This is a genomic window from Helicobacter sp. (assembly GCF_022770205.1).
Taxonomy (GTDB): Bacteria; Campylobacterota; Campylobacteria; order Campylobacterales; family Helicobacteraceae; genus Helicobacter_D.
Genome location: NZ_JALEIK010000030.1, coordinates 1 through 15240, shown reverse-complemented (window position 1 = coordinate 15240; position 15240 = coordinate 1). Strand labels below are relative to the sequence as shown.

At 36.3% G+C, this 15240-nt stretch carries 16 protein-coding genes; 10 read left to right on the top strand and 6 right to left on the bottom strand.

Annotation, left to right across the window (positions count from 1 at the left end; translation table 11 throughout):
• Positions 1-35: 35 nt before the first annotated feature.
• Positions 36-1736, bottom strand: coding sequence for a hypothetical protein (locus tag MRZ19_RS06035; RefSeq protein WP_291031402.1), 1701 nt, complete (start codon positions 1734-1736; stop codon positions 36-38).
• A 150-nt stretch (positions 1737-1886) separates the two neighbouring features.
• Between MRZ19_RS06035 and pyrH the strand changes: the two genes are divergently transcribed.
• The 9 genes from pyrH to trpB are packed head-to-tail and all read left to right on the top strand — an operon-like array spanning position 1887 to position 10527.
• Positions 1887-2603 (top strand): UMP kinase, encoded by a 717-nt coding sequence (gene pyrH, locus MRZ19_RS06030; RefSeq protein WP_291031401.1) that lies wholly within the window; start codon positions 1887-1889, stop codon positions 2601-2603.
• Positions 2604-2621: 18 nt separating this feature from the next.
• Positions 2622-2849, top strand: a complete 228-nt coding sequence (locus MRZ19_RS06025) for a DNA-directed RNA polymerase subunit omega (RefSeq protein WP_291031399.1) — start codon at positions 2622-2624, stop codon at positions 2847-2849.
• Between the two features lie 25 nt (positions 2850-2874).
• Complete coding sequence (locus MRZ19_RS06020; RefSeq protein WP_291031396.1) at positions 2875-5022, top strand: RelA/SpoT family protein; 2148 nt, start codon at positions 2875-2877, stop codon at positions 5020-5022.
• 9 nt (positions 5023-5031) lie between these two features.
• Positions 5032-6246, top strand: coding sequence for a tyrosine--tRNA ligase (gene tyrS / locus MRZ19_RS06015; protein WP_291031394.1), 1215 nt, complete (start codon positions 5032-5034; stop codon positions 6244-6246).
• 9 nt (positions 6247-6255) lie between these two features.
• Positions 6256-7293 (top strand): nitronate monooxygenase, encoded by a 1038-nt coding sequence (locus MRZ19_RS06010; protein ID WP_291031392.1) that lies wholly within the window; start codon positions 6256-6258, stop codon positions 7291-7293.
• Positions 7294-7343: 50 nt separating this feature from the next.
• A complete protein-coding gene (locus tag MRZ19_RS06005; RefSeq protein ID WP_291031390.1) occupies positions 7344-8462 on the top strand; it encodes an N-acetylmuramoyl-L-alanine amidase in 1119 nt (372 codons plus the stop codon).
• Positions 8463-8471: 9 nt separating this feature from the next.
• Positions 8472-8819 carry a hypothetical protein gene (locus tag MRZ19_RS06000; protein WP_291031389.1) on the top strand — a complete coding sequence of 116 codons (348 nt, stop codon included), beginning with the start codon at positions 8472-8474 and terminating at the stop codon, positions 8817-8819.
• Positions 8804-9307 carry a hypothetical protein gene (locus tag MRZ19_RS05995; protein WP_291031387.1) on the top strand — a complete coding sequence of 168 codons (504 nt, stop codon included), beginning with the start codon at positions 8804-8806 and terminating at the stop codon, positions 9305-9307. Before MRZ19_RS06000 ends, MRZ19_RS05995 begins: the two co-directional genes overlap by 16 nt.
• Before the next feature lie 11 nt (positions 9308-9318).
• A complete protein-coding gene (gene trpB, locus MRZ19_RS05990; RefSeq protein ID WP_291031384.1) occupies positions 9319-10527 on the top strand; it encodes a tryptophan synthase subunit beta in 1209 nt (402 codons plus the stop codon).
• 17 nt (positions 10528-10544) lie between these two features.
• Here trpB and MRZ19_RS05985 read toward each other — a convergent pair whose 3' ends face one another.
• Genes MRZ19_RS05985 through accD form a run of 4 tightly spaced genes read right to left on the bottom strand, consistent with a single transcriptional unit; the run spans position 10545 to position 13247 of the window.
• Positions 10545-11561: a hypothetical protein gene (locus tag MRZ19_RS05985; protein WP_291031382.1), complete on the bottom strand. Its 1017-nt coding sequence runs from the start codon at positions 11559-11561 to the stop codon at positions 10545-10547.
• A 1-nt stretch (position 11562) separates the two neighbouring features.
• Positions 11563-11913, bottom strand: coding sequence for an RNA polymerase-binding protein DksA (gene dksA, locus MRZ19_RS05980; protein ID WP_291031380.1), 351 nt, complete (start codon positions 11911-11913; stop codon positions 11563-11565).
• 11 nt (positions 11914-11924) lie between these two features.
• The gene (locus MRZ19_RS05975) at positions 11925-12392 is read right to left on the bottom strand and encodes a 23S rRNA (pseudouridine(1915)-N(3))-methyltransferase RlmH (protein ID WP_291031378.1); all 468 of its coding nucleotides are present in this window, start codon (positions 12390-12392) and stop codon (positions 11925-11927) included.
• A gap of 6 nt (positions 12393-12398) precedes the next feature.
• On the bottom strand, positions 12399-13247 hold the full coding sequence (gene accD, locus MRZ19_RS05970) for an acetyl-CoA carboxylase, carboxyltransferase subunit beta (protein ID WP_291031376.1): 849 nt from the start codon (positions 13245-13247) through the stop codon (positions 12399-12401).
• Between the two features lie 111 nt (positions 13248-13358).
• On the opposite strand from accD, the gene MRZ19_RS05965 reads away from it, so the two are divergent.
• Positions 13359-14144 carry an MnmC family methyltransferase gene (locus MRZ19_RS05965; protein ID WP_291031374.1) on the top strand — a complete coding sequence of 262 codons (786 nt, stop codon included), beginning with the start codon at positions 13359-13361 and terminating at the stop codon, positions 14142-14144.
• On the opposite strand, the gene MRZ19_RS05960 is transcribed toward MRZ19_RS05965, so the two are convergent.
• Positions 14141-14719, bottom strand: a complete 579-nt coding sequence (locus MRZ19_RS05960; RefSeq protein WP_291031372.1) for a hypothetical protein — start codon at positions 14717-14719, stop codon at positions 14141-14143. The two genes, MRZ19_RS05965 and MRZ19_RS05960, sit on opposite strands and share 4 nt — an antisense overlap.
• Between the last annotated feature and the right edge of the window lie 521 nt (positions 14720-15240).

Here is a 15240-nt window from a genome sequence, read left to right as displayed (position 1 = left end):
TCCATTTTGTTTGAATTTTAGCGAAATTTTATATTTCATTCCTTTTGGCTTAAATCCCATATTAAAAAGCCTATGGGGAAGTTTCCATTGACATTATCAAAGGTGAAAGCTGGAGCGATAAAGCCTTTGAGAAACTTTGCTTGAAAAGTTTCCCTAAATTTTATAAAGTTGCTAGAATTGACATATTTCAGCGTTGAAAAGCCTGCTAGAATACAATGTGGAATCTCTTTGTAGATTCTAAAGAAAAATTGTGCGAAAAGTTCATTGCTAGCTTTTCCCATAGAATCTTTATAGCGTTCATAGGTGGCGTTGCCTGTGCTAACTGCTGCTTTGTTTTCACCTGTGCCTGCTGGTGTTGTAGCAGTTGTGGCTTCTGCGTAGGGTGGATTAATAAAGATGATTAGCTTTTTGCATTTTGCTTCATCTTTTAGAATCTCTTGTAGAGATTTTGGTAATTTAGATTTTTGGCAGTTTTGACATTCGGAATCTAATCCACCTTTTTTGTGAGTATTACAAGGTTTATCAAATAAATTATCATTTAAAAAATCAAATTGAAAAATATGATTCTGCATTGAAAAACTTGTTTGCATATCTGCTACATCTTGTGGATTAAGTGTGGAAGCATAGATTTTAGCTGGGTTTATGCTTAAGCCTTTGAGTAGATTGCCTGTGCCTGCTGCACAATCCCATATGCAGTAATCTTCGTAAAACTCTTTTCCTAGTGCTTGTTCTAGGTAATTTTGGGCTTTTCTTACCCAAATATCTGGGGTGAAAAACTCTCCCTTTCTCTCCCGTATGTTGCTTGGCACTAGTAAATCTCTACGCCCTGTAAAAAAGCTCCAATACTCTTTTTTCGGCGGTCTTTCATAGAGATTCCAAAAGGCTGTGTGGGCTTTTTGCTTATCGTTAAAGCGGAATTTATAGTAGAAGTCTTCTAGTTGTTCTTGTGTTGTTGCTAGTTTTGCTTCATAGAAATTGTTTTGTAAAAGCACTCTTAGGTTTTCTCTAATGGATTCTGTATGATTATTTTCACTGAGTAAATCCGCTAAGAAAAAATCTGCATTTAAAAAATTTTTTTCCCATTTATGCCATTGTATATCAATACTTGGTGCAACTTCATTTAACCATCGGTAATAAATGTGGATAAAATTTGTCTGCTCTACTTGGACTTTGTGTAGTTTTGTGTTAGCGAGTGTGAAATTTTCTTGGATAAAACTTTGTAAAGCTTTGCAATCTTCTTTGAATCTAAATTGCAATTTTTTGGATTCTAAAAGTTCTTTTGTTTTAGTGTAGAGTTGTTTAAATTCTTTTGTGTTGTGGTTACTTGGTGTAACATTCCAATTAAAATCTGTTTGTCTTTCAATAATATCTGCTACTTCTCCATAATAAATAAAGGCGATTTTCTCACAATCAAACGCACCTAAGAAAAGGGGCTTATCGGCTAAAATGTTTTGCTTTTTAATCGTAAAAATGAGCTGGATAAAAGATTCTATAATATCGTTTGTATTGCCCTTTTTAGCTTCAGCCCATAGGAAGTTTATAGGCTGAAAAAGTGTTTTTGAATCATAACTTACACAAAAATCAATGCGCCCTATAATCTGCGTGGAATCTAGGTTTTTTAAAATGGCTTTTTGTGCTTTGTCTAGCTTGATGTTTTCATTTTGTGGATTTGAGCTGAAAAAGTCTTCTTTAACTTTTGCTTTTAACTCTTCTTCAGATATGTTTGGAGAATACATTTGCCCCCCTTTTGTTTTAGCCCTTTTTTGTGCTTTGTAATATAACTTAAAAATCCTGAAAATTAAGAAATAAGAAATTTACACGATTCTTTAAGTAAGTTTTTATTAGAATTTCAGACTTTAAGTATTGTTGCAATAAAGGCGAAGTAAATGGCAAGGCGCATTTTAGTTAAGTATTCAGGAGAGGCGTTGGCTGGTCAGAGTGGCTTTGGAATTGAAAGTAAGATTTTAGATTATTTAGCAAGTGAGGTTAAAATACTTACAGAGAATAAAGTTGAAGTTGGAATCGTAATTGGAGGTGGCAATTTTGTGCGTGGAGTGAGCGCATCAAAAGACGGATTGATTCGGCGCACAAGTGGCGACCATATGGGAATGTTAGCTACGGTGATTAATGGCGTGGCAATGCAAGAGGCTTTAGAGTATTATGGCGTTGATGTGCGTGTGCAAAGTGCATTGGAGATTAAGGAAGTGTGTGAAACTTATATTAACCGCCGTGCAATTCGGCATTTAGAGAAAGGGCGCGTTGTGATTTTTGTGGCAGGCACGGGGAATCCGTTTTTTACAACAGATACAGCAGCAACATTGCGTGCTATTGAGATTGGCGCAGAGATGATTATTAAGGCAACTAAAGTTGATGGTGTGTATGATAAAGATCCGACAAAGTTTAGCGATGCGGTAATGCTAGAGAAAATTAGCTATGAGCAAGCATTACAAGATAATATTCAGGTAATGGATGACACTTCTATTGCTCTTGCAAAGGATAATCATCTGCCCATTGTGGTGTGCAATATGTTGCGTAAAGGGAATTTGCTCAAAGTGATTGCAGGTGATTGTGATGCAGTGTGTTCAAAAGTGCTTGGTGAATAACATTAAAAAAGGAAAAAGATGAGAATTGAACAAATTACTTCAGTAGCGTTAGAAAGAGTCAATGGCGATAAATATTTATTGTCAAATATTTTATTTACAAGAATTGATGAGTTAAGTCGTGGTGCAAAGCCGCTTGTTAATAAAGATGTTAAAATCAATAAGCTTTCTGATATTGCATTGCTTGAAGTGGCAGAAGGAAAAATTGGTTTGGACAAGATTGAAGAAATACAGACTAAGGATTTTTAAAAATTTAAAAATAGAGTAAGGTAGAGTGAAGTTTTTAGAACAAATTGCGCAAATTTCTAGTCCGAAAGTGGCATTGGAGTTATTGTATTCTATGGTGGAGATGACGCCAAATATCCAAAATGCCATTGCTTTTGCTACAGAAGCCCATAAGCTACAAAAGCGCAAGAGTGGAGAGCCTTATATTGTGCATCCTTTGCTTGTGGCGTGTATTGTTTTGCATTTTGGTGGTGATGAGGTGATGGTGTGTGCGGCGTTGTTGCACGATGTGGTGGAGGATACGGATTATACGCTTGAAGATGTGGTGCGTGATTATGGTGAAGATGTGGCGTCTTTAGTGGATGGGCTTACAAAGATTGTGGCAATCCGAGCAGAAGAGTTTCCTGCTTCACATTCTAATGAAAAATTAGTTGTAGCAGCTTTAAGTTTTAGAAAAATGCTCATTACTTCTGTTAAAGATGTGCGTGTGCTTGTTGTAAAGCTTTGTGATAGGCTGCATAATATGTTAACGCTTGATGCGCTTGCTCCTAATAAACAACGCAGAATCTCTGAGGAAACACTTGTGGTGTATGCACCAATTGCTCATAGGCTTGGGATTTCTTCGCTTAAAAATGAGTTGGAGGATAGGAGCTTTTATTATATTTTTCCCCAAGATTATCGTAAGATTGATACATATTTTCAAAGCCATAAACAGACAATTCAACTAAAACTTAACGCTTTCATTCAAAAAGCAAAAAAGAGCTTGATTCAAGGGGGTATTCCAGAGGGAGATTTTACAATTGCTAGCCGTGTAAAAAGGCATTATTCTATTTATTTAAAAATGCAGCGCAAGGGGATTTCTATTGATGAGGTATTGGATTTGTTAGCCATTCGTGTGATTGTCAAAACACATCTTGATTGTTACCGCGCACTTGGGATTTTGCATTTGCGCTTCAAACCTATTATGTCGCGTTTTAAAGATTATATTGCACTGCCTAAAGAGAATGGTTACCAAACAATCCATAGTACGCTTTTTGATGATTCTGCAATTTTTGAAGTGCAAATTCGTACAGAGGATATGCACAAAAGTGCAGAATATGGAATCGCTGCGCATTGGAAGTATAAAACAGGTGGAAATAGTGGTCCAAGTCTTGATTGGCTTAATAAATTGCAGTTTCATAACAATTCTATTGAAGAGTTTTATGAGCTTGTTAAAAATGATTTGTATAGAGAGGATATTGTAGTGTTTTCCCCAGATGGGGATAATTATTCCTTGCCTATTGGTGCTGTGGTGCTTGATTTTGCCTATGCAGTGCATACAGAAGTTGGGAATCGTGCAAAAGAAGCCTATGTGAATAATCAAAAAACTTCGCTTTTAACTACGCTTAAGAGTGGTGATATTGTGAAAATCATTACCGCAAAGGACACGATTTTGCGTTGTTCTTGGATGGATGCTGTGAAAACTTCACGCGCAAAAAGTCAATTAAAGATGAATTGTGCAAGCAGAATTAAGGAGATTGAGCGCAAAAGTGCGATTAATATTATCGCTACAATTTTTGGTAAAAGTGCAGAAGAAATTGAGAATTATATTGTGCAAAATAATCTTGAAGATATGGTGTATCGTGCAACGACGGATATTAATTATCTTAAGGATATTAAGAATCGTATTAAGAATAACTATCGTAAAAATGCTGGATTTTTAGAACAGATTAAAATTAGAATTTTAAAGTTAAAAGAGTTGCATTTTGATAATCTTGTGATTCAAACAAATCATACGATAAATCAGGCAGTGTTTGATTATTGTTGCCATCCAAAATTTGGCGATTCCATCATTGCTTTTAAAAGTGGTTCTAAAGCCTTTGTGCATCATAAGCTTTGCGATAGAGCATATTTAGAGATTCAAAAAGGCGTGAAAATGCTTTATGTGGATTGGTTAGAGGATAAATTGCAGACTTATAAGCTAATTGTGGCATTAGAGAATCAAAAAGGTGTGCTTGCAAATTTCTTAACTTTTCTTGCAAAGCAGGATATTAATGTGTTAGGTGTGGAGCTTGGTTCGCAAAAAAGCACTTATGCAACGCATTGTGAAGTGCGTTTTGAGAGTAGTGTTTCGGAGTTAAAGGTTATTAGAAGCTTGTTGGGAAATAATTATAAAATCATTGATGTGTATGCGCTAAAAGATGCGTATGCGGACTAAGGAGAAAAGATGAGTGTGGAATCCCAAGTTCAAGATGCTCTTATAGAGCTTGAACGCGGAGTGCAGGAGATTATTGGTTTTGATTCTATTAAAGAGCTTGTAACAAAGTATTTAAAAGAGGGCAAAACTTACACGATTAAAGCAGGATTTGATCCAACAGCACCGGATTTACATTTAGGACACGCTGTGCTTTTGCAAAAACTAGCAACTTTTCAAAAATATGGCGCAAAGGTGTTTTTTCTCATTGGAGATTTTACAGGAATGATAGGTGATCCCTCAGGTAAAAGCGAGACAAGAAAGCCGCTAAGTAAAGAGCAAGTTTTACAAAATGCAAAGACTTATGCAGAGCAGGTTTATAAGGTGCTAGATGCGTCTAAAATGGAGATTGTGTTTAATTCTAAATGGTTAGACTCTTTAGGGACGCGTGGAATGCTTGAGCTTGCAGCGAAGTTTTCTGTCGCTAGAATGTTAGAGCGTGATGATTTTGAAAAACGCTTTAAGAATCAAAATCCCATTAGCATTGTGGAATTTTTTTATCCGCTTTTGCAGGGTTATGATTCTGTGGCATTAAATTGTGATATTGAATTTGGTGGCACGGATCAGAAGTTTAATTTGCTTATGGGGCGACACTTACAGCGTGCTTATGGGTTAGAGAAGGAGCAATCTGTCGTAATGGTGCCCCTATTAGAAGGCTTAGATGGTGTGCAAAAAATGAGTAAGAGCTTAGGGAATTATGTGGGAATCACGCAAGAACCAAAGGAGATGTTTGGGAGGCTTTTAAGCATTTCAGATTCCTTAATGTGGCGGTATTATGTGCTTTTAAGCACAAAGAGCTTGCAAGAAATTGCAGGATTAAAACAAGGTGTTGAAAAAGGGGAGTTACACCCAAAGGTTGTAAAAGAGAATTTAGCCCTAGAAATTATTACGCGTTATTATGATGAAAAAGTGGCAAATGCAGCAAAAGAGGAGTTTGTAAGAGTATTTAGCAAAGAGGAGCTGCCAAGTGATATGCCAACTTTTACAAAGCAAAAGGGGATTTGGATAGCACAATTGGCACAAGATTGCGGATTGTGCGTTTCTAATTCCGAAGCATTGCGTGCGATACAACAAGGTGCTTTAAAGCTTAATAGCAAGAAGGTAGAGGACTCTAAGTTGCATTTGCAAGAGGGTGAGTATATTTTGCAGATTGGAAAGCGCAAATTTGCAAAAGTGATTATTAAATAAAGGAAATTTATGCCAAAGACAACGCTAAAACCCATAAAAATCGGTAAATATACAATTGAGATTCCTATTTTTCAAGGAGGAATGGGAGTTGGGATTAGCTGGGATAAACTTGCAGGAAGCGTTTCAAAAACGGGTGCAATGGGGATTATATCGTGCGTGGGAACTGGGTATTACCAAAAAAGTGCATTTATCCAAAAGGCAATCAAAAGTCGCCCCTTTGATACGCTAAATTTTTACTCTAAGGAATCTTTGTTTGAGATTTTTAAAAATGCTAGAAAAATTTGTGGAGAAAACCCTTTGGGGGCAAATATTCTTTATGCGATTAATGAGTATGGGCGTGTGGTAAGAGATGCGTGTGAAGCGGGTGCAAATATGATAATCACGGGGGCTGGATTACCAACTAATATGCCAGAATTTACAAGCAATTTTCCAAATGTTGCCTTAATCCCCATTGTTTCATCGGCTAAGGCATTAAAGATTTTGTGTAAGCGATGGGAGGGGAGATATAAAAGAATCCCTGATGCAGTGATTGTAGAGGGTCCTTTAAGTGGAGGGCATCAAGGGGTTAGCTATGAAGATTGTTTTAAGCCAGAGCATCAATTAGAAGCGATTGTTCCTGAGGTTTTAGAGGAAAGTAAGAAGTGGGGAGAGATTCCGCTTGTTGCTGCTGGGGGAATTTGGGATAGGAAAGATATTGATAATATTATGCAGCTTGGCGCAAGTGGTGTGCAAATGGGGACGAGATTTTTAGGTGCTAAGGAATGCGATGCTAGTTATTATAATGTCTTAATGCCAAAGGTTAAAAAAGAGGATATTGAGCTAATCAAATCTCCTGTGGGTTATCCTGCGCGTGCAATTGTTACAGGAGTGATTAAGCGTTTAAGAGAGGGGGGGGCTCCTAAGGTTGCTTGCATTAGCAATTGTGTTGCACCTTGTAATAGGGGAGAAGAGGCAAAGAAAGTTGGCTATTGCATTGCAGATGGTTTGGGCGATGGATATTTGGGGGATGCAGAAAATGGTTTGTATTTTACCGGAGCAAATGGGTAGAGAATAGAAAAAATCCAAAGCGTGCAAGAAATCATTAACGAATTAAGCCAATGATGCGTCTAATTGTTGCATTGTGTTTATTTTCTGCCTTGCTTTTAGCAGATTTAAAAATTACAGCTGCAAAACAGCTAGAAGATGGAATCGCACTAGATTTTAATGCGAATGTGAAGGAGGGTGCTTTTAAATCTTTTGTGTTAGAAAATAAGGGCGTGGTGCGTTATGTGTATGATATTAATGCGGAGTTGTTAGGCTCTGCTAGGGTATTTGATTTTCAAGATGGTGTGAATATTAAAGTTGCGCAGAATTCTAAGGAAAAGGTTCGCCTTGTGATTGCGCTTCCAAAGAATGCTAAGATTGATTTGGATATTAAGAATAAGCGGGCAAGTTTTAGGATTCCAAATTTAAAGAAGCAAACAGAGAGTATTTCCATTGCAGCACTTTTTGATGGGAAAATGGTGCAAAAAAATGCAGTTGTGGGTAAGGAGATAGGCAAGGGTAGGATTGTTGTTGTGGATCCCGGACATGGTGGCAAGGATTGTGGGGCAGTTAGTGTTGAGAAGGTTTGTGAGAAGGTGATAGCGTTGCATATTGCTAAATATTTACGAGATGAGCTTAAAAAGCGTGGTTACAAGGTTTATATGACGCGTGAAAATGATGTGTTTATTGGATTGCGAGAGCGAACAACTTTTGCAAATAATAAGAATGCGGATTTATTTATTTCAGTCCACGCAAATGCAATCGCTCAAAATAAGGAGAAGTTAGAGGGTGTGGAAAGTTATTTTTTATCCACTGCTAGAAGTGAGCGTGCTAAGAAAGTTGCTGCGATAGAAAACAAAGACGATACGGGGGTTATGAATTATTTTTCTAAACAATCTTTTTTAAACACATTAAATAAACAAAGGATTGTGGCTTCTAATAAACTTGCGATTGACATTCAATATGGAATGCTGCAAGGGCTACGCCAAAAGTATAAGGGGGTTGTTGATGGAGGAGTGCGTGAAGGTCCTTTTTGGGTGCTTGTGGGCGCATTGATGCCTTCTGTTTTGTTAGAAGTTGGGTATCTTACACATCCAAAAGAGGGCAAGCGCATTAATCAAGGTGCTTACCAAAAAGCTCTTGCTTTAGGGATTGCTGATGGTGTGGATGGATATTTTCAAAAGAATCCTTAAGGGTTAAAAATGCGTAAGATTACCATTCCTTATCTCGTGTTTGCTTCGCTTTATTTTGTGTTCGCACTTTTTACGATTCTAATGTTGGTTTTAGCGAGTTATTTTGATGAGTTTGGGCAAATGTTTCGTTTGACAACGCAACCTAGTGGAGTGTATTTTAATATTGGAATTATTTTGCTAATTTGTGGTGTTATTGTGGCAATTTTTAATATTGTGCGTATTGCTATTGGTCCTTTGCCAAAATTGTATAGTTTTGCAATCGGAATTGTGCTATGCGTGTTTTTATTTCTGCTTTATAGTGAGATATTTTTATTGGAGCGCACATTTTTAGATGTTTTTCATTGGAGGATTCCATAGTTTTAAGTAGAAATGATATCTTTAATAAAAATGTTTATCAAATCATCACAGATTATGTGTTTTATTGTCTTTTTATGCTACTTCCTTCTGTTGCCTATTTGACAAATCTAAGTTTTGATAAAAGTACTATTGGAAAGCTTTTGCAATTAATGCAACCAAATTTTAGTGTTATGATTTGTGTGCTTTTTGGGTTTGCAATGGTGCCATTTTTTAAAATTGGAATCTATGGTTATGTGGATTTAGGACTTCTTTGTTTTGGGCTTTGTTTTGTGGGATATTATTGCTTTAAGCGTTATGGAGCTGTGGATTCTTATGAATATTTTAATATTTTTTTATTGTTTGTGGTGTGTTTTGTAATGCTTTTTGGGAATTTTAAGTTTGTCAATGGAGAATCGTATTTTGAAGTGCGTAAAGTGTTTTATATCTTGGCATTGTTTGGTTGGAGTAATGGTTGGATGATGAAGCTAACAATAAAGAAAAAAGTATAAAAGGAGAGAAAATGCAAAAAAAGCCTTATTTAAAGGAATTTCCAAATACGGAGGGATTTTTTGGGCGTTTTGGTGGGAGTTTTGTCCCAGATGTAGTAAAAAAGGCAATGGAAGAAATTAATGTAGCCTATGATTTAATTGCGCAAAATAGTGATTTTATTGCAGAGTTGCGTAAGATTAGAAAGCATTTTCAAGGGCGTCCGACGCCAATTTATTATGCGCATAATTTGACAAGAAAATATGGTGGGGCAGGGATTTATTTAAAAAGAGAGGATTTAAACCACACAGGAGCGCATAAGTTAAATCATTGTATGGGTGAGGCACTCTTGGCAAAATTTATGGGTAAAAAGAAACTCATTGCAGAAACGGGAGCAGGACAGCACGGAGTGGCGCTTGCAACGGCTGCAGCGTATTTTGGGCTAGAGTGTGAAATTCATATGGGTGAAGTGGATATTGCAAAAGAGCATCCTAATGTGATTAGAATGAAAATTTTAGGCGCAAAGGTGATTCCTGTTAGCTTTGGTGCAAAAACATTAAAAGAGGCTGTGGATTCTGCATTTGAAGCATATTTGAAGGATTTGGATCATTCTATGTATGCCATTGGTTCTGTGGTTGGTCCCCATCCTTTTCCTAAGATGGTGCGTGATTTTCAAGCAATTGTTGGAGTGGAATCCAGAGAGCAATTTTTGGAGATGACAGGAGAGTTGCCAGATATTGTAGTGGCTTGTGTGGGTGGCGGTAGTAATGCAATGGGAATTTTTAGTGGTTTTATTGAAGATTATGTGGAACTTATAGGGGTTGAACCCTTAGGATTAGGTAGTAAGTTAGGGCAGCACGCAGCAAGTCTTACTTATGGAAGTGAAGGTGTAATGCACGGATTTAATTCTATAATGCTAAAAGATGAAAATGGTAATCCCGCACCTGTGCATAGTGTAGCAAGTGGGCTTGATTATCCCAGTGTTGGACCTGAGCACGCATATTTAAACAGCATTGCGCGCACCAAAACAGAAACTATTTTAGATAAAGAAGCCATTAGTGCATTTTTTGAATTAAGTAAAAATGAAGGGATTATTCCAGCAATTGAATCTAGCCACGCTGTTGCTTACGCACTAAAAATTGCTTCAGAATTAAAGGGTAAGAAGATTTTAGTCAATCTTAGCGGAAGAGGCGATAAGGATATTGATTTTGTTGTAGAAAAATATGGGTATGGTGAAGGTTAAAAAAGGCTAAAAGCCTTTTAGTCTAATAAGAATAACTCAAGGGGATATTTTTTGCCTAAGTTTTTTAAATCCAAATATGCACGCACTTTTAATAGTTCATTATCCGGGTGCATTTTTAATCGCTCTTTTGCCTCTTCTAGCATTTCAAGTTCTAGTAATACATAAAAATACGCAAGTTCAGCATTTTCATCTTGATTTGCTAACTCTTCAAATAAACTTATCCAGCTTGTAGGCTCATAACATTCTTTCATTTTTTGGGCAAGCAAGAGATAATCTTGTTTGCTATACCCAACCTCTGAGCAAAGTTGTGCAATTTCTGTATTGCTAAAGTCCATTTTTCTAGCATAGCACATTCCAAGAATAGTGTTTGCTAAGTCTTTGTTGAACTTTACTTCTCCAACGAAACGCTTGATATCTTTTAGATTATCTCCATCAAGAAGTTTTTTAAAGGCTGCGCGCTTGTATGTTTCATCAAAGTTCGTGCACTTTAGCACTTCTGTGGCGAATTTTTCATCGTGTTGGATTTGGTTAAGTGTATTTTGGCGAACAAAAGGGGATTTGTCATTGGGATTAAATTTTTTTAAATGCACATATTCTCCACGCTTTAAATTTCCTAAAAGCTCAATGAGTTCATCCATTCTAGCTTCACCGCTTTTTAGTGCGATTCCTTCTTTAACATCAAGAGTTAGATTGCTGAGTAAGATGGATAGGGATTTGTAGCGGTTCATTGTGGGTTGTAGTGTGGAATCCTTTCCTAAAAGTTGATTTTCTAGCTGTTCAAGCAATATTTTGTAGTCATTTTTGTATTTTGTGCGTTTGCGCCACATTCTATATGCGCCGCCCACTTCTAAAAACACGACAACAATGAAAAATGCAACAACAGGCAAAACATACCAAACCGCCACAGGTAAAGTGATGCTTTTTGTGCTAAATGGGAACACAAAAGTATAACTTTCTCCGCTTAAGCTATAAACATAAAGACCTAAAAGCACGATAAAAATGAAGAGTGCGCTAATGTAATATTTAAATTTCATACTAATCCTTTAAGCTTTTTTCTACAATTTCTCTGCATACTATACAATATTTTGCATGTGGTTTTGCTTTTAGTCGCTCTTTTGCGATGGGTTCATCGCACATTTCACAGATTCCATAAACGCCTTGTTCAATCTTTGTAAGTGCGGAATCAATGTATTTAAGCTCTGTGTTATGGCGCGTAAAAATTGAACCATCCAATGTGTTTTTCATATGCATTGCAACTTGATCGGCTTCATCAAGGGATAAATCATAATTCTCCATTGATTTGCGGTGCTCTAAGTTATTGTCTAAAATTGCTTGACGCTTTTGTAGTAGTATCTTTTTAAAATTATCCAATTCCTCTTGTCGCATTTTTCCTCTTTTTATTTGTGATAGGGATGATTATTAAGTAGGCAAAAAGCACGATATATCTGTTCGCTTAAAACGATTTTGGCAACTTTATGACTAAAAGTTAGCGGTGAGAGTGAGAATTGTGCATTGCAATTTTGGATAAAGCAATTTTCAAGCCCATAAGCCCCGCCAATAAAAAATGCAATCTGCCCTCTATCTTGCAAATTTTTTGCAAAAGTAAAGGAATCCAAAGTTTTAGCATTAGGCGTGAGTGCAATTTTGTAAGCGTTTGGGTTTAAGACTTTTAAAAAGGCTTGTGTGTAGGATTTTTGCGCTTCATACACTGCTTGTTTTTGCCCTTCTTTGATTTGTTTAGAGAAGAGATTGATGAATTCTAACTTGACTCCAAAAGTTCCACAAAGTGCGACAAATTCATCGCAAAGTGTATCGCTTAAGCTTTTGTTGTTTTTGGCGATAGAATAAATATTGATTTTTATCATAGGATTTTAGACTTGCGCTGTAAAATACTCCAAGATTTGCGCAATGGTTTTTTTCATATCCCTGCGTTGGACAATCATATCAATTAGCCCGTGCTCAAGTAGGAATTCTGCAGTTTGGAATCCTTGTGGCAAATCTGTGCCGATAGTTTGCTTAATTACTCTTGCTCCTGCAAAGCCAATCATAGCACCCGGCTCTGCCATAATGATATCACCTAAAAATGCAAAGGATGCGCTAACTCCCCCCATAGTAGGATCGCTTAACACGGAAATGAAAGGTAATCCCGCTTGACTGAGTGCATTAAGTGCAGCAGAAGTCTTTGCCATTTGCATTAAAGAATAAGTGGATTCTTGCATTCTAGCACCACCACTAGCACTAACGATGATAAGCCCTTGTTTTTTTTCTATGGCTCTTGCAATAGAGCGCACAATCTTTTCACCCTCCACAGAAGCAAGCGAGCCACCCATAAAATTAAAATCAAAAAGGGCGATTTGCGCTTTTATGCCATTAATTGTGCATTCTCCGCTTATAATGGAGCTTGGACGCCCGCATTTGCTAGCATACTCTTCAATGCGTTTTTTATAACTTTTTTTATCCACGAAATCTAAGGGATCGTTTGGACTTAATGTTTTATCGTATTCTACAAAGCTATCTTCATCGCACATCAATGCGATTCTATCTTGCAGTCCTATGCGCATATGAAAATTGCATTTTGGACAGGTGTGGTGTTGGGCTATGATTTCTTTGTAATACATTAGTGCATTACAGCTTGGACATTTCACCCAATGGCTTGGAGCTTCCTTTGGCAAGGCTCTTTCTTCTTTAGTAAAGTTCTTAAAAAAATCTGCAAACCCCATTGCACTCCCTCGTATAAGCAACTATCCTAATCTAATGCTTTTGGATGATTTTGTAAAACGGCTAAATATTGTATAAAATTATCCATTAATTTTCACTAAAAAAGACAAAAAATGCAGATTCTCACAAAAGATGCAAGCATAACGCTTTATAGTGCGTATTTTAATGAAGCGTATCATAGTATTAATGATGGTGCATTACAAGAAACACTCCATAAGCATATTTTACCGGCGGTTGCTTTGAAGTTAGATTCCAAAAAGTTGGAATCCAAAATGTTAAATGTGCTTGATATTTGCTTTGGGCTTGGGTTTAACACGCTAAGTTTGTATTCTGTGCTTAAAAAGCGTGGATTTAACGGAGTGGTGTGCGTGGATTCCCCGGAGTTAGAGCTTTTAGAAAACTTAAAAGAACATCCATATCCTAAAGAATTAGCAAGCGCGAAAGAAGTGCTATGCGCTTTAGAAAAGAAGCGTGCATTTAAAAAGGGGAATTTTAGCATTAAGTTGCACTTAGGCGATGCAAGGGAGATTTTAAAAGGTTTTTTAGCAGAGATTCAAAAGAGTAGTAAAGAGAAGTTTAATGTGGTGTTTCAAGATCCCTTTAGCCCACTTAAAAATCATTATCTATGGACTTATGAATACTTTAAAATGCTCTATGCGCTAAGCAGTGATGATGTGGTGGTAACAACTTATAGCTGTAACTCTTGTATGCTATATTCTGCGTTTTTAGCGGGATTTTATGCGTTTAAAGTGGTGCAAAAAAATGTGCGTGATTCTGTGGTTTTAACAAAAACGAAAGACACACCAAGGCTTGATTTAGAGTTTGTAGAAAAAGTCGTTAAGATTGACATAGAGCATAAGATTAGAGTAAATTCTAAACTAAAAGGCTTGTATGATTAAAGTTTTATGGCTGCATTAATTTTGGTTTTTATTACATCTATAAGTGAGACTCCAAAGTCTTTTGGGGCTTTGAGTAGTGCTTGTAATAAATCTGCACTCTGTTCTATATGAAGTTTTTTCTTAATTTCTTTAATCAACTCTTGGATTTTATTTTTTAGTTTTTCATCATTGAGTTGATTTTGTGTGGAATCTAGCATTACCATAAAAGCGACAACAGAAACTTCTACGCTTTCTCTATTTAAGTTATATTCAAACCCTTCTCCTGCGTAAACTTTCAGTTTGGATTCCAACATAGATTGCATACTTGGATTTTCTAAGGTTATTTTAATTTTACCATTGGAATAGCGTAAAATATTTTTATGAAAAATCTCTCTGATAAATTGTTCAAAAATATTTTCATATTCTTCATCATTCATAAATTGCACAGAAATATTCTTTTTTGCATTTTTTATTTTACTAGCTGTTATTTTTAATAAACGCTCATTTTGTGCATTTGTATTGTTGTCAAAAAAGTGATTCTCATCGTATTTATTAAGTAAATACAAAAGATAATCGTAAAGATGATTTTTATTCATTGCATACAAGCCGCCCTCTGCAATTTTTTCACAAAGGGTATCTTAGGCATCACAACGTCGGCAAATGTTGTAGCCGTCATTATAAATTATGTAAGGAGGTTGAAAAATGAATCTACTAAATAAGTGGATATACGCAATTAAGCGTATTGCAAGGCTTTCAAAAAATAAAGCAGAGTTTCAAGAAAAAATGTTAATCGGGCTTAAAGGTTATTATTCCGTTCGTAAATACAGCGCAAACGTCCGCTAAATAAAACAAAGGGCTGTTAAACATTTAATAGGTTTATTCCTATAGATATAGGAAAAATATTTCCTATGTATAGTTAAAATTTTTTTCTTTGAAGCTTGTGCTCTAATAGCTCTATCTGAAATAATATTTCTTTGCAAACTCTTTGCTGCTTACCCATTTTCCCATTATTGCACTTCTTTAAAGATTTTAGTTGGATAGCCTTGTTCTTCTATCTCCTTAGAGTTTTCTTGTGCTTCTTCCAAGCTATCGCAAAAGATAACATCATCTTGCCCAA